At 39.5% G+C, this 25,233-nt stretch carries 27 protein-coding genes; 21 read left to right on the forward strand and 6 right to left on the reverse strand.

Annotated elements, in window-relative coordinates:
• Position 1 precedes the first annotated feature (1 nt).
• From mnmE to rpmH, 6 genes are all read right to left on the reverse strand, one after another.
• Positions 2–1,378 (reverse strand): tRNA uridine-5-carboxymethylaminomethyl(34) synthesis GTPase MnmE, encoded by a 1,377-nt coding sequence (gene mnmE, locus FWJ32_RS12090; RefSeq protein ID WP_149546223.1) that lies wholly within the window; start codon positions 1,376–1,378, stop codon positions 2–4.
• A 107-nt stretch (positions 1,379–1,485) separates the two neighbouring features.
• Positions 1,486–2,115 carry an RNA-binding cell elongation regulator Jag/EloR gene (gene jag / locus FWJ32_RS12095; RefSeq protein ID WP_149546224.1) on the reverse strand — a complete coding sequence of 210 codons (630 nt, stop codon included), beginning with the start codon at positions 2,113–2,115 and terminating at the stop codon, positions 1,486–1,488.
• Positions 2,112–2,747 (reverse strand): YidC/Oxa1 family membrane protein insertase, encoded by a 636-nt coding sequence (locus tag FWJ32_RS12100; RefSeq protein ID WP_238988884.1) that lies wholly within the window; start codon positions 2,745–2,747, stop codon positions 2,112–2,114. The genes jag and FWJ32_RS12100 overlap by 4 nt, the downstream gene beginning before the upstream one ends.
• Before the next feature lie 20 nt (positions 2,748–2,767).
• Positions 2,768–2,977 carry a membrane protein insertion efficiency factor YidD gene (gene yidD / locus FWJ32_RS12105; protein ID WP_149546225.1) on the reverse strand — a complete coding sequence of 70 codons (210 nt, stop codon included), beginning with the start codon at positions 2,975–2,977 and terminating at the stop codon, positions 2,768–2,770.
• On the reverse strand, positions 2,974–3,321 hold the full coding sequence (gene rnpA / locus FWJ32_RS12110; protein WP_149546226.1) for a ribonuclease P protein component: 348 nt from the start codon (positions 3,319–3,321) through the stop codon (positions 2,974–2,976). The genes yidD and rnpA overlap by 4 nt, the downstream gene beginning before the upstream one ends.
• A gap of 40 nt (positions 3,322–3,361) precedes the next feature.
• Positions 3,362–3,496, reverse strand: a complete 135-nt coding sequence (gene rpmH, locus FWJ32_RS12115) for a 50S ribosomal protein L34 (RefSeq protein ID WP_149546227.1) — start codon at positions 3,494–3,496, stop codon at positions 3,362–3,364.
• A gap of 151 nt (positions 3,497–3,647) precedes the next feature.
• On the opposite strand from rpmH, the gene FWJ32_RS12120 reads away from it, so the two are divergent.
• From FWJ32_RS12120 to FWJ32_RS12220, 21 genes are all read left to right on the forward strand, one after another.
• Positions 3,648–3,860, forward strand: coding sequence for an FmdB family zinc ribbon protein (locus FWJ32_RS12120; RefSeq protein WP_149546228.1), 213 nt, complete (start codon positions 3,648–3,650; stop codon positions 3,858–3,860).
• A gap of 309 nt (positions 3,861–4,169) precedes the next feature.
• Complete coding sequence (gene dnaA, locus FWJ32_RS12125; protein ID WP_149546229.1) at positions 4,170–5,504, forward strand: chromosomal replication initiator protein DnaA; 1,335 nt, start codon at positions 4,170–4,172, stop codon at positions 5,502–5,504.
• Positions 5,505–5,729: 225 nt separating this feature from the next.
• Positions 5,730–6,830, forward strand: coding sequence for a DNA polymerase III subunit beta (dnaN, locus tag FWJ32_RS12130; RefSeq protein ID WP_149546230.1), 1,101 nt, complete (start codon positions 5,730–5,732; stop codon positions 6,828–6,830).
• The gene (locus FWJ32_RS12135; RefSeq protein ID WP_149546231.1) at positions 6,823–7,029 is read left to right on the forward strand and encodes an RNA-binding S4 domain-containing protein; all 207 of its coding nucleotides are present in this window, start codon (positions 6,823–6,825) and stop codon (positions 7,027–7,029) included. Before dnaN ends, FWJ32_RS12135 begins: the two co-directional genes overlap by 8 nt.
• Positions 7,030–7,040: 11 nt before the next feature.
• The gene (gene recF / locus FWJ32_RS12140) at positions 7,041–8,096 is read left to right on the forward strand and encodes a DNA replication/repair protein RecF (protein ID WP_162523624.1); all 1,056 of its coding nucleotides are present in this window, start codon (positions 7,041–7,043) and stop codon (positions 8,094–8,096) included.
• Positions 8,096–8,362: an extracellular matrix regulator RemB gene (gene remB, locus FWJ32_RS12145; RefSeq protein WP_149546233.1), complete on the forward strand. Its 267-nt coding sequence runs from the start codon at positions 8,096–8,098 to the stop codon at positions 8,360–8,362. The genes recF and remB overlap by 1 nt, the downstream gene beginning before the upstream one ends.
• Positions 8,363–8,373: 11 nt before the next feature.
• The gene (gyrB, locus tag FWJ32_RS12150) at positions 8,374–10,269 is read left to right on the forward strand and encodes a DNA topoisomerase (ATP-hydrolyzing) subunit B (protein WP_149546234.1); all 1,896 of its coding nucleotides are present in this window, start codon (positions 8,374–8,376) and stop codon (positions 10,267–10,269) included.
• Positions 10,270–10,281: 12 nt separating this feature from the next.
• Entirely contained in the window at positions 10,282–12,693 is a 2,412-nt protein-coding gene (gene gyrA, locus FWJ32_RS12155; RefSeq protein WP_149546235.1) for a DNA gyrase subunit A, read from the forward strand.
• A 423-nt stretch (positions 12,694–13,116) separates the two neighbouring features.
• Positions 13,117–13,785: a F0F1 ATP synthase subunit A gene (gene atpB / locus FWJ32_RS12160; RefSeq protein WP_149546236.1), complete on the forward strand. Its 669-nt coding sequence runs from the start codon at positions 13,117–13,119 to the stop codon at positions 13,783–13,785.
• 15 nt (positions 13,786–13,800) lie between these two features.
• Positions 13,801–14,019: an ATP synthase F0 subunit C gene (gene atpE / locus FWJ32_RS12165; RefSeq protein ID WP_149546237.1), complete on the forward strand. Its 219-nt coding sequence runs from the start codon at positions 13,801–13,803 to the stop codon at positions 14,017–14,019.
• 12 nt (positions 14,020–14,031) lie between these two features.
• Positions 14,032–14,526, forward strand: coding sequence for a F0F1 ATP synthase subunit B (gene atpF, locus FWJ32_RS12170; RefSeq protein ID WP_149546238.1), 495 nt, complete (start codon positions 14,032–14,034; stop codon positions 14,524–14,526).
• Positions 14,513–15,385, forward strand: a complete 873-nt coding sequence (locus FWJ32_RS12175) for a F0F1 ATP synthase subunit delta (RefSeq protein WP_149546239.1) — start codon at positions 14,513–14,515, stop codon at positions 15,383–15,385. The genes atpF and FWJ32_RS12175 overlap by 14 nt, the downstream gene beginning before the upstream one ends.
• Positions 15,378–16,874, forward strand: coding sequence for a F0F1 ATP synthase subunit alpha (atpA, locus tag FWJ32_RS12180; protein WP_149546240.1), 1,497 nt, complete (start codon positions 15,378–15,380; stop codon positions 16,872–16,874). Before FWJ32_RS12175 ends, atpA begins: the two co-directional genes overlap by 8 nt.
• 6 nt (positions 16,875–16,880) lie before the next feature.
• On the forward strand, positions 16,881–17,741 hold the full coding sequence (gene atpG / locus FWJ32_RS12185) for an ATP synthase F1 subunit gamma (RefSeq protein ID WP_149546241.1): 861 nt from the start codon (positions 16,881–16,883) through the stop codon (positions 17,739–17,741).
• Between the two features lie 6 nt (positions 17,742–17,747).
• Positions 17,748–19,139, forward strand: a complete 1,392-nt coding sequence (gene atpD, locus FWJ32_RS12190; RefSeq protein WP_149546242.1) for a F0F1 ATP synthase subunit beta — start codon at positions 17,748–17,750, stop codon at positions 19,137–19,139.
• Positions 19,140–19,158: 19 nt separating this feature from the next.
• Complete coding sequence (gene atpC, locus FWJ32_RS12195) at positions 19,159–19,575, forward strand: ATP synthase F1 subunit epsilon (RefSeq protein WP_149546243.1); 417 nt, start codon at positions 19,159–19,161, stop codon at positions 19,573–19,575.
• A 448-nt stretch (positions 19,576–20,023) separates the two neighbouring features.
• Entirely contained in the window at positions 20,024–20,515 is a 492-nt protein-coding gene (locus FWJ32_RS12200) for a helix-turn-helix domain-containing protein (protein ID WP_203227766.1), read from the forward strand.
• Between the two features lie 5 nt (positions 20,516–20,520).
• The gene (locus FWJ32_RS12205) at positions 20,521–21,090 is read left to right on the forward strand and encodes a hypothetical protein (RefSeq protein ID WP_149546244.1); all 570 of its coding nucleotides are present in this window, start codon (positions 20,521–20,523) and stop codon (positions 21,088–21,090) included.
• A 612-nt stretch (positions 21,091–21,702) separates the two neighbouring features.
• On the forward strand, positions 21,703–22,806 hold the full coding sequence (locus FWJ32_RS12210) for a class II glutamine amidotransferase (protein ID WP_238988885.1): 1,104 nt from the start codon (positions 21,703–21,705) through the stop codon (positions 22,804–22,806).
• Positions 22,803–24,299, forward strand: coding sequence for a glutamate synthase-related protein (locus tag FWJ32_RS12215; RefSeq protein WP_149546246.1), 1,497 nt, complete (start codon positions 22,803–22,805; stop codon positions 24,297–24,299). Before FWJ32_RS12210 ends, FWJ32_RS12215 begins: the two co-directional genes overlap by 4 nt.
• Positions 24,300–24,319: 20 nt before the next feature.
• A complete protein-coding gene (locus FWJ32_RS12220; RefSeq protein ID WP_162523625.1) occupies positions 24,320–24,982 on the forward strand; it encodes a GltB/FmdC/FwdC-like GXGXG domain-containing protein in 663 nt (220 codons plus the stop codon).
• The last annotated feature ends 251 nt before the right edge of the window (positions 24,983–25,233 follow it).

Consider the following 25,233-nt stretch of genomic DNA (forward strand, 5'->3'; position numbering starts at 1 on the left):
CTCACTTGCCCACACAAAAATTCTGAAATATCCTGTCAATAATTTCTTCGCCGGCAGTTTCGCCGGTAATCTCCCCCAAAGCCTCAACAGCAGCCATCAGGTCAACAGTAATCAGGTCAACAGGCTTACCGTCATCAAAAGTGGCAACAGCCGAACGAAGCGAATCAACCGCCTTCTTTAGACAGGCCAGATGTCTGGTATTTGTAATTATTGGATCATCAATCCTTATATCCCCATTGTAAAAGAGGCCATAGACATAATCAGTGAGTTCATCAAGGCCCATCCCATCTAAAAGAGATGTCCTGATCACCTTAGCCCCGGGGAGACTCCTTTCTATTTCATCGATTTTTAAAACAGAGGGCAGGTCTGACTTATTCAAAAGAGCGACAACCTTTTTATCCTTTACAAGTTCAATAATAAGCATATCCTCATCCGTTAAATTCAACGACGAGTCAAACATGAGAATGACCAGGTCTGCCTGTTCAAGAAATTTTTTTGTCTTTTCAACACCAATCCTTTCTACTATATCATTGGTGTCCCTTATTCCTGCCGTATCAATTAACTTTACAGGTACGCCCTTAATATTTATATACTCCTCTATAATGTCCCTCGTTGTTCCTGGTATCTCCGTTACGATGGCTCTCTCTTCTTTCAATAGCGCGTTTAATAGAGACGATTTTCCAACATTAGGCTTTCCGATGATAACTGTCTTCAGGCCCTCTCGGAGTATTTTACCTGTACTGGCAGAGGTTATCAATTTTTCAATCTTATCAATAGAACGCTCAATGTCCGGCTTTAAATCGGACAACTCCTCTACATCCTCCTCAGGAAAATCAACATAAGCATCAATGTGTGCAATCAAATCAACAATATTCGACCTTATGTCTGATATTTCCCGGGAAATTTTACCCTCCAGCTGTGCCACTGAAGTCTTCAGGGCATCATCAGAGTTAGATCTGATTATATCCATTACAGCCTCAGCCTGGGCTAAATCTATCCTTCCATTTATGAAGGCACGTTTCGTGAACTCACCAGGTCCTGCCGGCCTGGCCCCAAACCTCAGGCAAAGCTCCAATATCTTCTTTAGTGGGGTAAAACCGCCATGGCAGTTGATCTCGACAATGTCCTCCCTTGTATACGTGTGAGGAGCCTTCATTACACTTACAAGTACCTCATCAATCTCAAGGTTAGTGTCAGGGTCAACTATGTGGCCATAAACCATGCAGTGGCTCTTCACTTTATCCAACCTCTTGCCTGTATTTGACTTAAATATCCTCGAGGCTATATCAATAGACATATCCCCACTCAATCTCACAATGCCAATTCCACCCTCACCTGGAGGAGTGGATATAGCAGCTATAGTATCCAGCACATTCATACTCATCACCTGCTTTTAATATTAAAAAACCCAGCATATGCACTGGGTTGATATCTCTTAAAATAAAAGCCAGTAAACTATTCTAAACACTTATAATAAAAGATATATCATTTCTTTAATGCAATTACAACCTTGCGATGAGGATCCTCACCTATAGAATATGTCTCAACTGCAGGATGATTCTGCAGGGTCTCATGAATTATCTTCCTTTCATAGGGGGTCATAGGTTCTAAAACTACATTCTTATGAAGAGAAACAGCTCTTTTAGCCATTCTGTTAGCTAAATTCCTGAGCGTTGTTTCCCTCCTCTCTCTATAATTTTCCGCATCCAGTATCACATGGATCTGCTTATCCGTCGTCCTTTCCTTGTTCGCCACAAGGTATGTCAAATACTGGAGTGAGTTCAACACATCACCGCGATGACCAATTACAAAACCAACATTTGTACCAAAAAACTCAATCTTCATCGTACCTTCTATCTCGCTATAATCTATCAGGAAATCCACATTGAGATTAAGTGAACGCAATATGTCCCTTAAAAATCTTTTTACCTCTTTTTCTGGATCATATTTGAGTACTACCCTCACCCTAGCCCCTCTGCTGCCAAAGCCAAAAAGCCCCTTGCTGCCTTCATCCAAAATCTCTATATTCACATCATCTACATCAGCTCCAAGCTCATCTAAGGCAGCTTTTATAGCTTCATCCACATTTTTACCAGACTTTTCAACACTCTTCACGAGTCAGTCTCCCCCTTCACGCTTCCAGGCTTTCTGTAGAAAAAGTACTGCTGAACTATCTGGAATACATTGCTGACAACCCAGTATACACCAAGGCCAGACGGTAAAGAGACAGTCATCCACGCTATCAATATGGGCATCATGATATTCATCATCGTTTGGTCAGAAGAAACATTTTTAGGCATAGCTATTACAGTAGAAATATATGTCGTAAGGCCAGAAAGAATTGGCAATATATACAAACTATCCGGTTTAGAAAGATCCTTGAGCCACAAAAATCCCACCCCAGACAATGCAGGGTAATTTCTAAACATAGCAAATAATGCCCAGAGTATAGGTAGCTGTATCAATAAAGGAAGACAACCAGACATAGGATTTACATTATTTTTTTGATACAGTTCCATAACCTTCTGATTCATGGTTTGAGGATCATTCTTGTATTTCTCCTGGATCTTAGCAATCTGCGGTTGAATCTCCTGCATCTTCCTAGATGAATTAAGTTGAGGTATCGTAAGAGGCAAAAGCAATAACTTAACAATTAAAGTAAATACAACAATCGCCCACCCATAACTCCCAGTAATACTAAAAAAATACTCAAAAATCGTGCCCATAAACTGAGTTAAACTGCCCAAAACCTAAAACCTCCCCATGTTTATTTTACAGGATCATAGCCCCCTGGATTAAATGGATTGCATCTTAAAATTCTCCACAGGGCTAACCAGGTCCCTTTAAAAATGCCGTATTTTTCTACAGCCTGGAGCGCATATTCCGAGCAGGTGGGATAAAAACGACAGCTTGGCGGTTTCAATGGTGAAATAAACCTTTGGTAAAAACGGATCAAACCTTTTAAAAACCTTTTCATAAGGAACCCTCCCTGAACATACCTGCTCGCTTTAAAAGCCTTCTCATGCTGTTTAACATCATATAGTAATCTGCTTCCTGAGACAGCTTTCTTGCCGCTACCACTATATCATATCCTGTCTTCAAATCTGGCTCTAAATATCTGTATGTCTCCCTCATTAGCCGTTTTATCCTGTTTCTCTTCACGCTCTTGCCCATCTTTTTGCTCACAGAAAAACCTATCCTATTACTCTTGTCGTTATTTGGTAAAATATACAGGACTATGACATCATCGGCAAAATACCTTCCCTTTTTATAAAGCCTGTTAAAATCTGCGCTCTTCTTAATTTTTAAAGTAAACCTCATAAAAACCTCCAAATACGGAAAAAGGCCACCTATTGCGGCCTTAAGCAGAAAGTCTCTTCCTACCTTTAAGTCTCCTCCTGGCCAGAACTTTTCGTCCTGTAGCAGTTCTCATCCTATTCCTAAAGCCATGAACTCTCTTTCTTCTCCTCTTTTTCGGTTGATACGTCATCTTCATATTCGAACACCTCCTGCTTAGCACCTGTACGATAGCTATAATGATTATATCCTCCTTTATTATGTGTGTCAAGGATTATATAATATATATTGAACAATATATTGATCACAACTTATGTACAAAAATTAAACTATATCCTGGGGGTTATAAAATGCCAAGCTATGACTTTATATGCAAAGACTGCAGACACTATTTTTCTGACATGGTAAGTATCAAGGAAAAAGATGAAGGAAATGTAAGATGTCCGTCATGTGGCTCCAACAACATCTCGCAGGTCTTTAAATCCTTTAACTTTATAAAAAGAAATGGCAGTGCAGGTAGCTGCAGTGGAAGCTGCTCCGGATGCAGCGGATGCAGTTCGTAAATCTTCTTACAGGTAGCCCCCCTATCCGTGAAGGTTGTTTTTGTAGCATCCACAAAGCTATCTGAGTCTATTAGAACAAAATACTCATTGAATATCTGTGGATAATTTGATATTATAACTGTGGAAAATTTTTTTGCAAGCTGGACTTATCCACAAACTGTGGAAAAAAATGTGGATAAGTTGTTTAAAATGTTTGTTAATAGTTATAGATATATAATCTTGACCATGTGAAAATGTTAATTACGTAATCCACAACCATATGACCACCATGGAGGGGGGTCATAATTTTTCTTAAGAGGGGGACATGGTATGAATGAGCAACTTTTAAACCTCTGGGAAAGGGTAACCAGACTCGTAAAAACTGAGCTTACAGAGGTAAGTTACAATGCCTGGTTCAGACTCTTGCGGCCTATAAGCATGGACAATGACACCATTACCATAGGTGTACCAAACTCATTTACCTACAATATCATAAACGAGAGGTACACCAGTTACCTTACCAATGCAATAAATACAGTAAGCAATAAAAAATATAAGGTTGTAATAAGGGTTATTGATGAAGACACAATATCAGAACAGACTGCTAGCACTATTAGTGATGGCATGCATGACAACCTTATAAACTATCTGAACTCAAAATATACATTTGATTCATTTGTCATAGGAAACAGTAATAGGTTTGCCCATGCTGCTTCATTAGCTGTCGCGCAGGCTCCAGGACATGCATACAACCCCCTCTTTATATATGGAGGAGTTGGTCTCGGAAAGACCCATCTTATGCATGCCATCGGTCACTATATACTGGACAACAATAAGGACATGAAGGTCATGTATGTGACATCGGAAAAATTTACCAACGACCTTATAAATGCTATTAAAGACGACAAAAATGAAGAATTCAGGAACAAATACCGGAGTGTAGATGTCCTTTTAATAGATGACATTCAATTTATTGGAGATAAAGAGCGTACTCAGGAGGAATTTTTCCACACCTTCAACACATTATATGAGGCAAACAAACAGATTGTGGTTTCCAGTGACAGGCCACCAAAAGAGATACAGCAACTGGAGGACAGACTCATATCAAGGTTTGAATGGGGACTCATAGCAGATATTCAGCCTCCAGATTTTGAAACGCGAATTGCAATTTTAAAGAAAAAAGCGCAGCAGGAAAACATTGAGATTCCCAATGATGTCATGGTATACATGGCAAAACAAATTCAGTCAAATATTAGGGAACTGGAGGGCGCACTGATTAAGGTAGCTGCATACAGTGCGTTTATAGAGACAGAAATCACCATCGATATGGCAGAAGAGGCCTTAAGAGACATATTACGGCATGATTCTAAAAGAGAGATAAATGCAAAATATATCGAAGAGGTTGTGGCAAAGAGATTTGGAATAAAGATTGAGGACTTAAAATCCAAAAAGAGAACCAAAAATTTCACGGTTCCAAGACAGATAGCCATGTACCTTTGCAGAGAATTGACTGATATGTCACTTCCCAAGATCGGAGAAGAGTTTGGCGGAAAGGATCATACAACAGTAATACACTCCTGTGAAAAAATTTCTAAAGATATAGCAAATGATAGCGAAATGAAGTCGCTGATAGAGAGTTTGAAAAAGGAGATACTTGGAGAATAATCCACAGTTTCCATGTGGAATTCAACTGTGGAAAATGTATTTTTTTTTCATCTTATATATTTATGCTGCAACAATATTTTTTAGTACAGTTTTTTAAACAAATTTTTCTACACTCTAAATCAGCATCACTTATGGTGATAATTACATTATCAACAAATCCACAGTCTCTACTACTACTGTGAATAAAGTTATAATAAGAAAAAGATAAGAAAAGAGGGAAAAAGGATGAAGATTGAGGTAGACACTCAGGCAATGCAAAACGCCATAAACAAAGTACAAAAGGGAATAAGCTCTAAAACAACGCTACCAATCTTAGAGGGAATATATATAAAAGCAGAAGACAATATGGTAACGCTGATAGGAACTGACATGGATTTAACAATAATGACGCAAATTGAAGCAAACGTCATAGATGAAGGAGAAACCGTGGTCAACTCAAGAATATTTAGCGATATTGTAAGAACAATGCCAAGAGAAACAATAAGTATGGATGTGGAAAACAACGTTGTTACTTTAAAGAGCGGCAGTAGCTTATTTAATATTTCATGCTATGATTCAGAGGAATACCCTGCAATCCCAACAATTGAGCTGGACTATGGCGTCGTTATGGACCAGGAAATCTTAAATGATATGATAAAAGGTACAATCTTTTCTGTGTCTACAGATATGACGCACCCTATACTTAATGGGTCATTGTTAAAAATTAGCAATGATGAGGCAATCATGGTGGCATTGGACGGTTACAGGATGTCTATAAAAAGAAAGAAAATTCAGAATAATTCTGACCTGAACATTGTCATCCCGTATAAGGCGTTAAATGAACTGTCAAGGCTTCTAGAAGAAGGTAATTTAAATATATATGTAAATAGAAACCAGGCCGTATTTGATATGGACAACACAAGGGTATATACGAGACTTTTGGAAGGTGAGTTTATAGATTATGAAAACATTATTCCCAATGAAAAAAGTTTGGTATGTGAGGTAAAGAGAGAGGATATCGTTGATACCTTGGAGAGGGCAAGCCTAATATCCAAGGATAGAAGGACACTGGTAAAACTGACGATTGATGGGGATTATATGAAGGTTGAGGGCAGGGATGAGAGGGGATACTTCAACGATGTTATTAATATAAAGATTGATGGGCCAGGCCTTACTATAGCATTTAACTCCTTGTATCTCTTAGAGGCTCTTAGGGCAATAGAGGACAGTTATGTGAAACTTGAGTTTTTGAGCAATGTGTCCCCATGTATAATAAAACCGGTTAATGGTGATGATTACCTATACCTTGTATTACCGGTAAAAATGAAAGATGATAGCGATGCGTGAAGTTAAAATTGATAAGGACTATATAACATTGGGTGCATTCTTGAAATGGCAGAATATAGTAAGTACAGGTGGAGAGGCTAAAATATTAATACAGTTGGGAAAGGTAAGAGTAAATAATGAGGTCTGTACAATGAGGGGCAAAAAATTACGGCCCGGCGACACTGTGGAGGTTAAAGGCCAGGCCTACAGGCTCATATAGGGGTGCTTGTGTTGTATATTAGAGAGGTAGATTTAAAAAACTTCAGGAATTTTACCGATTATACCATCTATTTGGACAAGGGTACAAATATCATATTAGGTAAAAATGCTGTAGGAAAGACCAATATACTGGAATCTATTTATCTATTGAGCCGTGGTAGGTCATTTAAAACATCCAGGTTGAGTGAAATAATAAAATATGATGAGGACAATTTTTTTATCGGTATAAAGGCAGTTAGAAGCTCTGGAGAGTTTACTGCACAGTTTGGCTATGCACAGGACAATAAAAAGCAGATCAAGATTAACGGGATAGAGATTAATAAACAGTCTGAGCTTTTGGGTAACATCTACACCATACTTTTTTTACCTGAAGACCTGTATATAGTTAAGGGAAACCCACAGATAAGAAGGAATTTTATAGACGAGGCGCTTTTACAGATAAGGCCCAATTATACCTATGATTTAATGAGATACTACAAAGTTTTAAAGCAGAGGAATAATCTGCTTAAGAATATTGCAAAAAAACCTTCCTTGAGATATACTTTAGATTCATGGGATGAGCAGATTGCAGCATATGGAATAAAGGTAGCTACAATAAGGGCAAGGTTTGTAGAAACGTTGTCAAGAGCAGTTGCTGATATTCACAAGAACCTGAGTGGTGGAGAAGAACTTGAAATCAAATATTTGGTCAATTTTGGTAATAATATTGATATGTATAGAGAACTTTTGAAATCCTCTGTGGAAAAGGATATAACCTATGGCCAGACTACCATAGGTCCACATAGGGATGACATAAAAATACTATTGGATGGAAAGGCAGCAAGGACCTTTGCATCGCAGGGTCAGCAGAGGACAATAGCATTAAGTCTGAAACTGGCTGAGATAAAAATTATCAGGGATAATATTGGAGAGTCGCCTGTATTCCTTTTAGACGATGTATTTTCTGAACTTGATGATGATAGAAAAATGTGTGTAATGAAAAATATCAAGGACATTCAGTCAGTGATTACCGCAAATGATATCCACATGGATGGAAGCTGGAATGTAATAAGATTAGGGGTGATATGATGTTTCTCCATATAGGCAGCAACATAATAATACCACTTAAAAACTTAATTGGAATAATTGATTATCCTTCCTCATTGTCCTCAGAAATTAACCAGGAATTTATCAACATTTGTCGTGAAGAGGGTTTTTTAAAAAATCAATTAAATGAGGATGTAAAATCCCTTGTGCTGGTGGAGGAGGACAATAAATGTTTTGTATACTGTTCTCCCATATCCTCAGTCACGTTGTATAAAAGGGCGAATAATCCATTTGAGACAATAGAGTAGGAGGTGATGGGATGGATGAAGTAAGATATGACGCAAGTAAGATACAGGTATTGGAGGGACTTGAGGCTGTAAGAAAGCGGCCTGGCATGTATATAGGTTCGACAGGCACAAGGGGGCTTCATCATCTTGTATACGAGGTTGTGGATAATAGCGTTGACGAGGCTATGGCCGGTTACTGCAAGGAAATATATATTTCCATCAATAAGGATGGGTCGTGTACGGTAAAAGACGATGGGAGGGGTATTCCGGCAGATATACATCCTCAGGTGAAAAAGCCGGCAATAGAGGTTGCTCTTACAATGCTCCATGCCGGCGGCAAATTTGGCAGCGGTGGATATAAGGTGTCAGGCGGGCTTCACGGTGTTGGTGTTTCTGTGGTAAACGCCTTATCCGAATGGCTGGAGGTAAAGGTAGACTGGGAAGGTAACTCATACAAACAGAGATACGAAAGAGGAAAGCCAGTGACCCAGCTTATCACTCTTGGTCAAACTGACAATCATGGCACAGAAATTACATTCAAGCCTGATAAAGAGATTTTTGAGGATATTGAGTTTGACTTTAATATACTTTCCACAAGAATGAAGGAAATGGCTTTTTTAAACAAGGGACTTAAAATAGTCCTTGAAGACAAGAGAAGTGATGTTAAGGAAATTTACCACTATGAGGGAGGCATAGTCTCTTTTGTAAAATATTTAAACAAATCCAAAGAAGTGCTGCATGATGAACCTATATTTATATCTGCAACTAAAGATGATGCAGAGCTTGAGGTTGCCTTGCAGTATAATGACACCTACAATGAGACTATTTTCAGTTTTGCCAACAATATAGATACTCATGAGGGAGGGACACACCTAACAGGTTTTAAGAATGCTATTACCAGAGTTCTAAATGACTATGCCAGAAAACATGGTATTTTAAAAGAAAATGATAGGAACCTGCAGGGTGAAGATGTGAGAGAGGGCTTGACTGCAGTAATAAGTGTAAGATTGACTGAGCCTCAGTTTGAAGGCCAGACAAAGACAAAACTAGGAAATACAGAGATACGCAGCTTTGTAGAAAATGCTGTATATGAAAAGTTAGAGACGTTTCTGGAGGAAAACCCATCTACAGCGAAGGTGATTCTTGACAAGGCTATGACTGCATCCAGGGCGAGAGAGGCTGCCAGAAAGGCCAGAGAGCTCACAAGGCGTAAAGGAGCACTGGATTCAATGCAGCTGCCTGGAAAACTTGCCGACTGCACAGAAAAAGACCCGGCACTGTGCGAATTATACCTTGTAGAGGGCGACTCTGCAGGAGGTTCAGCAAAACAAGGGCGGGACAGAAGATTTCAGGCAATACTGCCACTCAGGGGTAAAATTCTTAATGTTGAAAAATCAAGGCTCGATAAGATATTGAACAGCGATGAGATAAAGGCTATGATAACTGCCATTGGGGCTGGTATAGGTGATGATTTTGATATAAAGAAGGTAAGGTATCACAAGATTGTATGTATGACCGATGCTGATGTGGATGGCAGCCACATAAGGACGTTGCTTTTAACCTTCTTTTATAGATATATGCCTGAGCTTATAGACAATGGATATGTGTATATTGCTCAGCCACCACTGTACAGGGTGGAAAAAGGTAAATTTATCAAATATGTCTATTCAGACCGCGAACTGGAGAAGGTATTGAACGAGATAGGCCATGAGGCTGATATACAAAGGTATAAGGGCCTTGGAGAAATGGATCCGGAACAGCTATGGGAGACGACTTTAAACCCGGAGACGAGGACCATGCTCAGGGTTAGTCTTGAGGATGCCCTGGTAGCAGATGAAATATTTGCCATTTTGATGGGACAGGATGTAGAGGCCAGGCGCGAGTTCATACAAAAGAATGCTCATTTGGTTAAAAATCTGGACATATGAGAAGGTGATTAAATGCCAGAAGAAAATATAATACCCGTGGGTATAGAAGATGAGATGCAAAGGTCATATATAGACTATGCAATGAGTGTCATCGTTGGGAGAGCACTCCCAGACGTGAGAGATGGGTTAAAACCTGTACACAGGCGTATCCTGTATGCAATGAATGAACTTGGACTTACACCTGATAAGCCATACAGAAAGTCAGCCCGTATTGTCGGTGATGTTCTTGGTAAGTATCACCCCCATGGTGATGCTGCTGTATATGATGCTATGGTCAGGATGTCACAGGACTTCTCAATAAGGTATCCCTTAGTGGATGGCCATGGTAATATGGGCAGTATAGATGGAGATCCACCTGCAGCCATGAGATATACGGAGGCAAGGCTTTCCAGAATCTCATTGGAAATGCTTGCTGGCATTAACGAAGAGACGGTAGATTTCATGCCAAATTTTGATGATACCCTAAAGGAGCCAACAGTTTTACCAAGTCGATTTCCAAATCTCCTTGTAAATGGCTCTCAAGGAATAGCTGTAGGGATGGCTACAAATATTCCATCTCATAATCTTAACGAGATAGTAGATGGTATAATTGCGCTTATAGATGATCCAGATATTGATATAGATGGGCTGATGAAGTTTGTTAAGGGGCCTGATTTTCCTACTGGTGCAAGTATAATGGGAACAAAGGGTATAAAAGATGCCTATTATACAGGCAGGGGCAAGATAATTTTGAGGTCTAAGGTAGAGATAGAAGAGGCAAAAGGCAGGTCGCGAATACTTATAAAGGAAATACCTTATATGGTTAATAAAGCTAAGCTGGTGGAGAATATAGCCAATCTGATAAAGGATAAAAAGATTGACGGTATAGCAGACCTGAGGGATGAGTCCGATCGCACTGGAATGAGAGTGGTTTTAGAACTCAAAAGGGATGCAAATCCCAACGTAATATTAAATACATTATATGCTCATACTCAGCTTCAGGATACCTTCGGGGTAATTATGTTGGCCCTTGTAAGAGGTGTCCCTAAGGTCCTGAATCTCAAAGACATGATGGTAGAATACCTTAATTTTCAGAAAGAGGTTGTAACCAGAAAGACCAGGTATGAGCTTAACAAGGCACAGGAGAGGGCTCATATACTGGAAGGACTTAGGATAGCACTGGACCATATTGATGAGGTTATAAACCTTATAAGGTCATCGGCCACAACACAGGAGGCAAAGAGTGGGCTCATTGACAGGTTTGGCCTTTCTGAAAAACAAGCACAGGCTATACTGGACATGAGGCTTCAGAGGCTTACGGGCCTTGAAAGAAAGAAGATAGATGAAGAATATGAGGGACTTCTAAAGAACATTGCAGAGTATAATGAGATTTTAAGCAGCGAATCAAGGTTATTGAATGTAATAAAGGATGACCTTATCAGGATTAAGGAAAAGTATGGTGATAAGAGAAGGACTGAAATTATACCAGAATTTACCGAAATTGACATGGAAGACCTTATCAAGGAAGAGGACGTGGTTGTAACCATCACGCACTTTGGATATATAAAGAGGATACCATTAAGTAACTACCGAAGTCAGAGAAGGGGTGGCAAGGGTCTTATTGGCATTACAACAAGGGAAGAGGATTTTGTGGAGGATATATTTATTACATCTACCCATGACAACCTCCTCTTCTTTACAAACCAGGGCAATGTTTACAGGCTGAGGTCATTTGATATACCTGAAGAGAGCAGGCAGGCAAAGGGAACAGCCTTAGTTAACCTTATACAATTAAGGCCGGGCGAAAAGGTGAATGCTGTATTGCCTGTCAGAAGTTTTGATGAGAGCTCTGCCATTTTGATGGTGACGAGGACTGGTCTTATTAAGAAGACCGATTTAAATGAGTATGGAAATGTGAGAAAGACTGGGATAAAAGCACTCTCTTTAGAAGAAAACGATGAGTTGATTTCTGTTCGATTAGCGGAAAGTGGCCAGGAAATAATAATAGGTACGAAGAATGGGATGTGTATAAGGTTTTCTGAAAAGGATGTAAGGACATCTGGAAGGACGTCAAAAGGGGTTACCGCTATTGAACTGGACAAGGATGATGAGATAATAGGGATGGACCTTATTGATGGCGGCGGATATGTCCTCACGGTAACAGAAAATGGTTTTGGAAAGAGAACACCCACCTCAGAATATAGATTGCAGGCCAGGAGGGGAAAGGGTATAAAGGCATACAACAGGTCTGATAAAAATGGCTATGCCATTACCATCCGTGTCGTCCAGCAGGAGGATGACCTTATGATAACAACACTCAATGGAAATATTATAAGGCTTAAAGTTAGTGATATACCTGAACTTCACCGCAATAGCCAAGGTGTTAGACTGATTAGATTAGATGATGGAGATAAGGTGGTATCTATAGCCAGGGTAAGGGAATAGAATTAAAAACAAGGGCCGTAAATAAGGCAAACGTGTGGTCGGCGAGTTCACTGAGCAAAATTAAGCCCGATACTAACAGAGGCCCATGCAATAAATGCGGCAGGTGGATAGGATGAAAGCTGCTGTTATTACCAAAGTTAAAGGGAAGAAGCCGTAACTTCTGCGGATATATTGGTGACTGCAACACATATGTCTGATATCTCATACTTGATCATCTGGATAAATATGTAATGAATAAATCTTAATGATAAAATTCATAAATTTAATAATAAATAACATAGCAAACAAGAGCTATAGTTATCATTAATTGAGCCATCTGCCAACAATGTATAAAATAAGCGAAAAGAGCGTTTTTAGCAGCTTAAATGGGAATTGAATATAAAAATATAAGAGATATAATGATGTGAGATGCGGGGTGATAAAATGGATTTTGGTCCTAAGATACTTTTTGTAATACCTCTATTAGGAGGTATACCTGTAACTGATTCAGTAGTTGTAAGCTGGTTTATAGTAGCATTTCTGGGTATAATATTCTACATGGGAGGTAGACATCTTAAGAATATACCTGAGGGTATGCAGAATGTGCTGGAGATCATCCTTGACTTTATAAGTTCTTTTGTTACTGATGTTACAGGACCAAAAGGAGAGGTTATTATTCCGTATATCGGGACAGTAGCCCTCTATCTTATTATTGCTAATGTAATTGGTGCTTTTGGTATAAGTCCACCTACAAGGGATATAAATATTGCAGCCAGCCTTGCTGTGTTGACCATTATCTATGTGATCTACTCCAGCATCAAGGCAAGAGGATTTAAGGGATGGCTTAAGAGTTTTACCGAGCCACTCGGCATAATTTTGCCATTTAAAATATTGGACATCTTCACAAGGCCTCTATCCCTTGCAGTCCGACTTTTTGGAAATATCATGGCAGGTTTTATTATAATGGAATTGGTAAAGGATTTCGTTCCTGTCCTTGTTCCGTCATTCCTGAGCCTGTATTTTGACTTTTTTGATGGCCTCATACAGGCGGTAGTATTTTCGCTTCTAACAGTTATGTATGTGCATGAAGGAATGGAAAAGATGGAAGATTAATAAAGGAGTGATATTATGTCTGTAGCAATGGCAGCTGGAATAGCAGCTTTATCAGTAATTGGAGCCGGTCTTGGAATAGGTGTAGCCACATCAAAGGCAGTAGAGGCAGTGGCAAGACAGCCAGAGGCCTCCAACAAGATTACTACTATCTTTTTGCTTGGTGCGGCCCTCGCAGAGGCGACAGCTATTTATGGCCTATTGATCGCCATCCTGATAATTTTCTTCTTGAAATAGAGGTGGCTTGCAATGCTAAGTATAAATCTCTGGACATGGGTATGGAACATAATAAACATCATAATACTATACATGCTCTTTAAGTATTTTCTGTATAAACCCATGACAAAGTTTTTGAAGGACAGAAGCGAAAAGATAAAAAAGATGCAAGAAGATGCAAGATTAGATAGGGAAGAGGCAGAGAGGATAAAAAAAGAGCTGGAAAGCTCACTTAAGGAAACGAAGGAGAAGACCCAACAGCTCATTAAAGAGGCCCAGGATAGAGCAAACGGTGTCTATGATGAGATAGTGGCAAGGGCCAGGGAAGAGGCTTCCAACATAATAGAGGAAGGCCACAAGGAAGCGTTGGCAGATAGAGAGAGGATGATAAAAGAACTTAAGGCAGATATTATGGATATGGTGATAGATACAACATATAAGGTTATGGCGGTGAAGCTTAACGAGGAAGAGGATAAGAGACTTATTAGCAGTATGTTAGAAGAGGTTATGTCTAATGGTGGTAAATGAGTGGGCTAATGGATTTTTGTACCATATAAATGATATGGATGATAAGGAAAACATAATCGATGAGGTAAGGTCCTTCACTGAGGTTTTGAAAAAAAGTGAAGGTTTTGTGTTTTTAAAGGATTTATCCGTACATTTTAATAATAAGATGAATATGTTAATGGGATTAAGAGACGATGTAGACTTCAGGGTATTAGCGTTAATAGCTGCGCTTACAAAAGAAGGGGTTATAGCAGATATAGATGACATCATTTTTGAAATTCAGCGGGGCATATTAAGAGAAAAGGGCTATACGATAGTGGATATAACTACTTCAACTCATGTAGATGATGAGATGGAAAAAAAAATAATTGATTTCCTCCATAGTATGATAGGTTTAAATATAAAGACTTACTATCATGTTGATAGGTCAATAGTTGGAGGTTTCATTATTGAATTTGATGGAAAAATGATAGACATAAGTACACGGACAAGATTATCAAGGTTAAAACAAGACGTTGTAGGCAGCGTGGTTAAGGGTGCTGTTAGAGATGATGGTGGTGATCGCCATACGCTCCGTGTGTATAAATCTATTGATAATAGGTTGACTTCATTTGAGGACAGGATAATAGAGAAAAAAGGGAAAAAAGTGGTAAGGGTTATTTCGGCCAGGCCACTGGATATGAATACAAAGAGTTTTTTAAAACATCGTCTTGAAGGGTTTTATAACAATGAGGTTTTTATCAGATATGCTATTGACCCGTCTATCTTAGGAGGAATAATTTTACAGCAAGACAGGGATAAGATGTTGGATTTAAGCATGCGAGGGAAGCTTGACTGGTTTAGGAATCATATACAAGAGGAAGTGATAACCCTTGATTGATGCTGAAAAGATCAAGCAGATTTTAAAAGAAGAGATAACAAATTTTGAATACAAACCCGAACTTGAAGAGATTGGCAGAGTTATAAGCTATACCGACGGGGTAGCCCAGATATACGGTCTTGATAACTGTATGAATGGGGAACTCCTAAATTTCGGAAATGGAATATACGGTATGGCCATGGATCTAAACGTTGACAGTGTAGGTGCCGTGCTACTTAGTAATACACCTGTCTCAGAAGGGACAATAGTAAGAAAGACAGGTAGAGTGGTAAGTGTACCAGTAGGGGATTGTCTCTTAGGTAGGGTTATAAATCCATTAGGAGAAGCGTTAGATGGGAGAGGAGAAATTGTCTCTGATAGGTTTAGACCAATTGAAAGCCCTGCCCCTGATATAATGGATAGACAACCGGTTAACACTCCATTGGAAACTGGAATACTTACCATTGATTCTTTGATACCTATAGGGCGAGGACAACGTGAGCTTATTATTGGAGACAGGCAGACAGGTAAGACTGCCATAGCAGTAGACACTATACTAAATCAAAAGGACAAGGGCGTCTACTGTGTATATGTTTCCATTGGTCAAAAAGCCTCCTCTGTCGCTTCAATTGTCAATACATTTAGGGAGTTTGGCGCTATGGATTATACAGTAGTTGTATCTGCATCAGCGTCAGATTCTGCAGCTATGCAGTATATTGCTCCATATGCAGGGTGTGCCATTGCTGAGGAGTGGATGTATAATGGCAAGGATGTACTTATTGTCTATGATGATCTTTCTAAACACGCAGTAGCATACAGGGCTATTTCACTGCTTTTAAGGAGACCGCCTGGAAGAGAGGCATATCCAGGTGATGTGTTTTACCTGCACTCCAGACTTTTGGAAAGAGCGGCCAAGCTTTCTGACAAGTTGGGTGGAGGTTCCATGACAGCATTACCAATAGTAGAAACTTTAGAAGGTGACGTTGCAGCTTATATACCTACCAATGTGATATCCATAACTGATGGACAGATATACCTGATTACAGATTTATTCTTCAAGGGAATACGTCCTGCCGTGGATGTGGGACTTTCTGTATCCAGGGTTGGCGGCGCTGCACAAACAAAGGTAATGAAAAAAGTTGTAGGAAGCTTGAGATTAAGCCTTGCTCAGTACAATGAGATGCAGGTATTTGCACAGTTTGGATCAGAATTGGATAAGTCTACCCGCGAACTATTGGACCTTGGTGACAGGATCATGGAGGTATTAAAGCAAGATCAGTATAAACCTCAGAGTATGTTTGATGAGGTTGTATCCATATATGCAGTTACAAATGGATATTTCAAAAATGTAGATGTTGAAAAGGTCAGGAATGTTAAAGACGGTCTTTTGAATCATCTACATGTAAATCATAAGGAAATAGTAGACAGTATTATGGATGTAAAGGACCTCACCGATGAAATAAAGGCTAAACTTGACAATGCAATAAAAGAGTATATTAATGAGGAGTAAATAACAATGTCGGAGCGGGATATAAAAAGGCGTATTAAAAGTGTCAGTGAGGTCCAGAAAATAACAAGGGCAATGTATCTTATAGCCAGTGCTAATACCAAGAAGGCTAAAGAAAAATTAAATATTGCCGAACCTTATTTTAAAAGTATTCAGGACACAATGAAAGAGCTTTTAGAGCACACTGACCCAGAGGATATATCTCTTGTTTTGGGGAATGAGCCAAAAAGGAGAGCAGGTATTGTAGTCATTACAGGGGATAAGGGTCTGTGCGGTGACTATAACCACAATGTGATAAAGCTTGCTGAGAAGACTATGGATGAACTGAGACATTCTTATCTTCTTGTGGTTGGAGCTATGGGCAGAGAATACTTTAAAAAGAGAGGTTACGCAATTGATACCTCACTGCTGTATACAGCACAGGACCCAACATATGACAGCGCAGTTGATATAGCAAATATAGTATTAAAGTTTTACAGTCAAGGCCTCTTAGATGAGGTTTTTATTGTGTACACAAGATATATTTCATCATTCAAGCATGAACCGACTGTCTTAAGAGTTCTTCCACTAGATCCTGAATCTTTTGGAGTGAAGGAGAGGAAGCGGTCTCATATTATATTGAAATATGAACCTTCTCCTCAAGTAATATTCCATATACTTGCTGAATCATATGTTAAGGGTGTGATTTATGGGGCTCTTGTTGAATCCTTTGCTTCCGAACAAACAGCGAGAATGACGGCTATGGATAGTGCTACAAAAAATGCAGAGGAGTTGATTGATCGTTTTAATCGTCTCTATAATAAGGAGAGACAGGGGAAAATTACAAGAGAGATATCAGAGATTATATCTTCAAGTGAGGTTTTAAGATAAAGGAGAATGGTTATGGCAAATACAGGTTATATAATTGCAGTGAGAGGACCGGTTGTAGATGTGGCGTTTGAAGGAGAGCTTCCACCAGTGAATAATGCAATGAAAGTAAAGGACACAGAGAAACATATGGTCCTGGAGGTCATGAACCATATAGGAGACAATGCAGTAAGATGTATTGCTCTTTCCCCTACGGAAGGACTAAAGAGGGGGATGGAGGTTGAGGACACAGGTGGGCCAATAAAAGTACCAGTTGGCAAGGGTGTTCTTGGCAGAATGTTTAACGTCTTTGGTGAACCTATTGATGGCAAGGGCCCGGTAGAAAATCCTAAATATTATTCAATACACAGGGACTCCCCTACATTTCAGGACCAGTCGCCATCGCAAGAGGTTTTTGAGACAGGTATAAAGGTAATAGATCTTTTGGCCCCTTATATTAAAGGTGGTAAGATTGGGCTTTTCGGAGGTGCAGGTGTTGGAAAGACTGTACTAATAATGGAGCTTATTCACAATATCGCTGTACAGCATGGTGGCTATTCTGTTTTTACAGGTGTTGGTGAAAGGTCCAGAGAAGGAAACGAACTGTGGAATGAAATGAATGAGTCTGGAGTAATCAGTAAAACTGCACTGGTATTTGGTCAGATGAATGAGCCGCCAGGAGCAAGGATGAGGGTTGCACTTACTGGCCTTACCATGGCTGAATATTTCAGGGATGAGGAGCATCAGGATATACTCCTCTTTATAGACAATATATTCAGGTTTATTCAGGCGGGTTCTGAGGTATCAACCCTTTTGGGGAGAATACCATCAGCAGTTGGTTATCAGCCAACCCTGGCCAATGAGTTAGGAGCACTACAGGAAAGGATTACATCGACAAAGAATGGATCTATCACCTCAGTACAGGCGGTCTATGTGCCTGCTGATGATATTACAGATCCTGCTCCTGCTACTACATTTGCGCATCTGGATGCTACAACAGTTCTCTCAAGAAGCATTGCAGAAATGGGAATTTATCCTGCAGTGGATCCATTAGCCTCAACCTCAAAGATACTGGATCCGAGAATTGTTGGAGAGGATCACTATAGGGTGGCTAGAAAGGTCCAAGAGATGCTGGAAAGATATAAAGAGCTGCAGGACATCATAGCAATTCTGGGTATGGAAGAGCTTACAGAGGAAGATAGGCTAACAGTATACAGGGCGAGAAAGATACAGAGATTTTTATCTCAGCCATTTTTTGTGGCTGAGCAGTTTACAGGGATGCCAGGAAAGTATGTTCCTTTAAAGGAGACAATTGAGGGATTTAAAATGATCATAGAGGGCGGCTTAGATGATGTCCCTGAGGCTGCATTTTTTATGGTTGGCAATATAGGCGAAGTTATTGAAAAGGCTAAAAAAATGTAGCTTAATCGGAGGAATGAGCATGTCTAAATTTCATTTAACTATAAATACACCAACACGTAAATTTTTTGAGGATGATGTAGACTCTGTTGTTGTTAAAACTTATGATGGAGAAATTGGTATATTGAAAGGCCATGAGCCTATAGTAATACCGGTAGAGGTAGGCCCTATTACTATCAGGAATGATGATAATGTGAAAAGGGCATACATTGCTGGTGGTTTCATGAATGTTATGGGTGATATAGTAGAAATATTTTCTGACGATGCCCTTTGGCCGGAAGAGATTGACACAAGGAGAGCAGAAGAAGCTAAAATGAGGGCGGAGGAACGGATGAGGGCAAAAAAGAGTCAGGAGGAGTTCATAAGAGCGAGGGCCGCACTGGCCAGGGCAATGGCCAGGCTGGAGGTTGCGGAGAAGGGTCAGAAGGCTATGAGATGATTTTTTGGTATGACACATGAATTTCTGCTTTGATTGGCGTAAGAAAATTGTTTCCGGATTATAGTGGTATCTCTGCACCAGACCGTTCGTCTTGATACTCTTTTTTATGAGAGTGTTTGAGGGGTTTATCTTTTTCCCATCTCCGACCTCCGATAAGGACAGGTACAGGTCATTATTTGATCTGATGCCTGCCCTTTTTATTTTTTTGATGAAAGCGTTTTACAAATTTTTATCGATGCGCATATTATACGCATATGCTACCCAACGGGTGAGCTCAATATGTTATTTCAATAGCAACTAATGGATAATTATTGGCAAGCTTGTTAATGGAACATTATTGTTTAAACTGCCGCAATATAGCAATTACCAATTGCGCAATTGTAAAGTGGTATATCTTGCGGTAATTACTGGAATTAAATATAATATGTATAAAAAGGAGGAGAGAAATATGAACAAAGTTAATGGGAAAAATATGAATATTGCAGAAGAACTATTAAAAATAAGAAAAAATAATAATTTATCGCAAGATGAGTTCGCTGAAAAAATAGGGGTGTCAAGGCAGGCCGTATCACGGTGGGAAATGGGAATCTCTGCTCCCAGCATAGATACCCTAGTTAAAATAAGTGAAAGGTTTGGAGTTTCAATTGATTCGATGTTAAAAAGTAATGAACAGGCATATAATGAAAAAATAACTATTCAAGAACGGCCAAAGCTCAGTAGAAGGATTATAGGCATTGTGATAACGTTAATTGGCTTGATTGGGATTTCAACTTTACCACTTTTAGCAGATTATAAGAGAGATAGAGAAATGCAGTTGTTTAAATCTGCGTATGAAAATTCAGCACATTATCTTATTGAATATCCACTTTTTATTTTATTACTACTTTTTTCCCTGCTATTAGTTGCGGGTATTTACTTTATCATTAAAAACAGGAGGTAAAGAATATGAAAAAAAGAATTTTAGGTTTTGTGACAGCTGTTCTTCTATGCGTGTCTTTTTTAGGTTCTACTACGGTTTTTGCAGCAGATGATGTTGCACAACCTCATCCAGACAGTGAGGTGAGAAATATCAATCTAAATGCTGGTGGAGAAGAATATGGTATTGAACCGCAAACTGATGGTTATTACTATTGGGATGTAGAATCTACGACTAACCAGGGAACGACATATGGAAGTTGGAGGCTAGGTCCACAAGGGGATGGGCCAGGAACTATAGGTGTAAATAAAACCGATACAGTATCTAATACAATTAGTGGTAGTTATACGAGTGTCGGAGATATTTCCGCAGCATTAGGAGTTAGTATAGGTGTAAGCAAATCCTATTCTGTAAAATACAGTTTAGAAGTTCCATTAGGGAAAACGTATCAAATAATATATCGTCCACTATTTACGAAATATAAAGTTGTACAACGCCAGTATTATCGGATCGATGGATATTCTACTCCGACCAGTAATACAAAGACATGTTATGTGGAAGTATTCTATGATTGGGGATTTAGCTACATTGAGGTGTAAAGTATTCTGATTAAATTGCTGGGAAAAGATTGATATATGTGAAACTGATTGCCCAGGGATTAAAGTAGCATAAGTGGATAATTGTAATAAAAAAGAAAAATGGGTGACGCACCCATCTTTCTTTTTTATTACAATTAGTGGTGATTATATAAAAAATTTATTAATACATCATTAACCATAGATACCATAATGGCATTTATGTAAATTGCATAATAATAATTATTGGTGAAGTGGTTGAACAAGGGTATATCTGAATGTAAAGAATTTAATAAGCAGGTCTTGCCATGGTTGTCACTAAAGGTGCTGTATTTAATATAGCAATTAATGAAAGCGTTTTGTAATTACAAGTTTTAAAATTAAATATTGCAATTTATATAAAAAACAGTTATAATTATTGACTAATAAGAAGCATAAATATGTAATATATGAATCAATTAATTCATTTATTTATGTACATGAATAAATTGAATTACCAATGGAATACACACATAATGGAACAATTTCGGAATTTGTCTATGCATAACAAATAGTGTATAATTTATCAAAATCGAAAAACAGACTAAAATTTTTTTGCAATAAAATTTAATAATTTATTCATAAGGAGGTATAATGGTGTACCTTGATGATCGTTATGACAGGATCCCATCAGGCTGCAGTGTGTTTGGCGTAATAAATGTGAACAGGGTGAGGTTTGACTGGAGACCGGCAGTTACCGGGATAGCCTCAATGCATGAAAGGTCCAATGGTTTGGGTGGCGGTTTTGCGGTTTATGGTTTATATCCTGAGTACAAAGAAACAATGTGCCTGCACATCATGTACGACGATAAAGCCAGCAGAGAGGAAACAGAGGATTATTTAAGGGATATGTGCAGGATAATATATGAGGGAAAATTGCCTGTCAGGAGGACTGTATCTATATTCAACGGACCGGAGATAAAAAGGTATTTTGTAGAGCCGATTCATGATATACTTGTTAGTTCAGAGGAGGAATATTTTCGGTGTCTTACCATGGAGATAAACAGGTCTATCAATGGGGCATTTGTGCTATCCTGCGGAAAGGATATGGGTATTTTCAAGGGTGTTGGGTATCCTGAGGATATAGCAGAGTATTTTCGGCTTGATGAATATAAAGGTTATATATGGACTGCCCACGGCAGGTTTCCCACTAATACACCTGGGTGGTGGGGAGGTGCTCATCCCTTCGGAATACTGGATGTATCGGTTGTCCATAATGGAGAGCTCTCTTCCTATGGTGCAAACCGCAAATTCTTAAGGGGATATGGGTACAAATGTGTTTTACAGACAGATACCGAGGTTATCGCATACCTATATGACCTACTTGTTAAAAAGCACAGGCTTCCAGAGGAAATTGCAATGAAGGTCATGTCTCCGCCGTTATGGGATGAGATTGAAAGGATGGATGAGCAGGAGAGGGTACTGTATACCAGTCTGCGGGTGATATATGCAAGAGCAGCGTTAAATGGGCCATTTTCAGTGATAATTGCAACAACCAAAGGTATGGCAGTATTGTGTGATAGGTTAAAGCTGAGGCCGATGGTGACTGCAAAAGATGGCGAGTATTTCATTGCTTCCAGTGAGGAATCTGCAATAGCAGCCTCGGGTTTCTCTACAGCAAATTGTTATATGCCGCGCGGTGGAGAACCGGTCTTTGTACCACTTAATGAAGAGTATGTGGAAGAGAGTGTAGCAGTATGAAAAAGTTTGTTATGCCGGAATTCATGGTGGATATTGATTATACAAGGTGCAATGGATGCGGTGCCTGTGTTAAGGAATGTTCCTTTGGCGGCCTGGCCATGAGCGGCGATACAGTTATTGGTATAGATGAAAACTGCGTAAACTGCCTGAGGTGCATGTATATCTGTGCAAAAGATGCAATAAAAACCATACCATACCCATCATCCTTTAAATCCAACTACTACTGGAGAAAGGAGGATATATCAGACATAGAAAAACAGGCATCCACAGGGAGCGCCCTTCTCACTGGGATGGGAAACCCAAAAGACTATGAGATATTTTGGGATAAAATCTTAATCAACGCCAGCCAGGTTACCAATCCACCTATCGATCCCTTAAGGGAGCCCATGGAGCTTACCACCTATCTTGGCAGTAAACCTGATAGGATTGAATTTGATGAAAAAAGACAGCTTTTAACAAGGCTTCCACCACAACTTAAATTAAAACTGCCCATCATGTTTGCCGCTATGTCCTTCGGTGCCATAAGCTATAATGCATTTAAATCCTTGGCTATAGCTTCAGAAGAACTGGGCATATACTTCAATACAGGTGAAGGTGGTATGCCGCCGGACCTGTATGATTATGGCAAGAACGCTATAGTGCAGGTCGCCTCTGGGAGGTTTGGTGTAAACCCGGATTATCTCAATGCAGGGGCAGCAGTAGAAATAAAGATAGGCCAGGGGGCAAAGCCTGGTATAGGCGGACACCTTCCTGGTACAAAGGTTGGTAAGAAGGTCTCAGAAACCAGGATGATACCGGAAGGAACAGATGCCATATCACCGGCACCACATCACGACATCTATTCCATAGAGGACTTAAAGCAACTCATATACCTTGTCAAAGAGGTAACAGGTTATACAAAACCCATCATAGTAAAAATAGCTGCTGTCAATAATTCCGCAGCCATTGCTTCAGGTATAGTAAGGGCCGGAGCGGATATAATAGCGGTGGATGGCTTTAGAGGAGGTACCGGTGCAGCACCGAAGAGAATAAGAGATAATGTTGATATACCTATAGAGTTTGCCATTTCGGCTGTAGACCAGAGGTTAAAAGAGGAAGGCCTAAGGGACAGGGTCTCCATTGTAGCATCTGGAGGTATAAGAAATGCAGGAGATGTAATAAAAGCACTGGCTTTAGGTGCCGATGCTGTGTATATAGGCACAGCGGCATTGATAGCCATGGGGTGCAAGATGTGTATGATGTGCACGACAGGAAAGTGTGCATGGGGAATAGCTACACAAAAAGATGAATTGGCAAAGAGACTGAATCCTGAAAAAGCTGCAGAACGGTTGATTAACATGATAAACGGCTGGGAAATAGAGATAAAAGATATCCTTGGGGGAATGGGGATGAATATGATAGAGGCCCTCAGGGGCAACAGACATACATTAAGAGGACTGGGCTTCAATATGAGAGAACTTAAGGTGCTGGGGATAAAAGCAGCAGGGGAATGATAGTTTTTGGGGGAAAGTTTATGGAGAATAGAGCGGATAACTATAATAATATAAAAAAGGTTAATGGAGAAAGATATATAGCCTGTGGCTTAAAAACAGGCAGAATAACAGTTGAAGGAATAGTTGGGAATGACTGTGCAGCATTTATGGATGGAGCTGTAATGGAGATATACGGCAATGCGCAGGATGGATTGGGTAACACCATGAATAACGGATATGTGATTGTTCATGGACATGCGGGAGATATTGTTGGCTATTCAATGAGGGGCGGCAATATATTTATCAGAGACTATGCAGGCTACAGGATTGGTATACACATGAAGGAATACAAAGACAGGATACCATGTATAGTCATAGGGGAAACAGTGGGAGAATTTCTGGGAGAATATATGGCAGGTGGTGTTATAGCTGTCTTAAATAAAAATAGCAAAGAAGACCCTGCAGGTGACCATATAGCGCCAGGAATGCATGGGGGTGTCATTTATATAAAAGGGAAAGTGGCTGAGTATAAGCTGTCTCCGCAGATAAAGACAGAAGTCCTTAATGATTATGACATATCAATTTTAAACAACCTGATATATAAATATGAAGAACAATTTCACCTTAGCCTATCGAGAAACTATAATGAGTACATAAAGATTGTGCCTAAGAACAGCAGGCCATACGGGAAATTCTTTATTTAGAAACTTGAAAGTATACGTATACTGGAGTATTATTGAGCATACAATATGTAATTGAGGATAATCTAATATAGCAGTAATTATATCTGTCCAATTGACCTTTACACCCACCCACAAACATGATAATATAAAATACGCCTCAAGGGGCGAGAAAGGGAAAAAGGGGCTTGACATGAGGCATAAGACGTGCTAATATATAAAAGTCGCACGATGGCAAATAAATAGAGCGGAACGCCAAGATAGAAGTAAGGAGC

Source organism: Calorimonas adulescens, assembly GCF_008274215.1.
Taxonomy (GTDB): domain Bacteria; phylum Bacillota; class Thermoanaerobacteria; order Thermoanaerobacterales; family UBA4877; genus Calorimonas; species Calorimonas adulescens.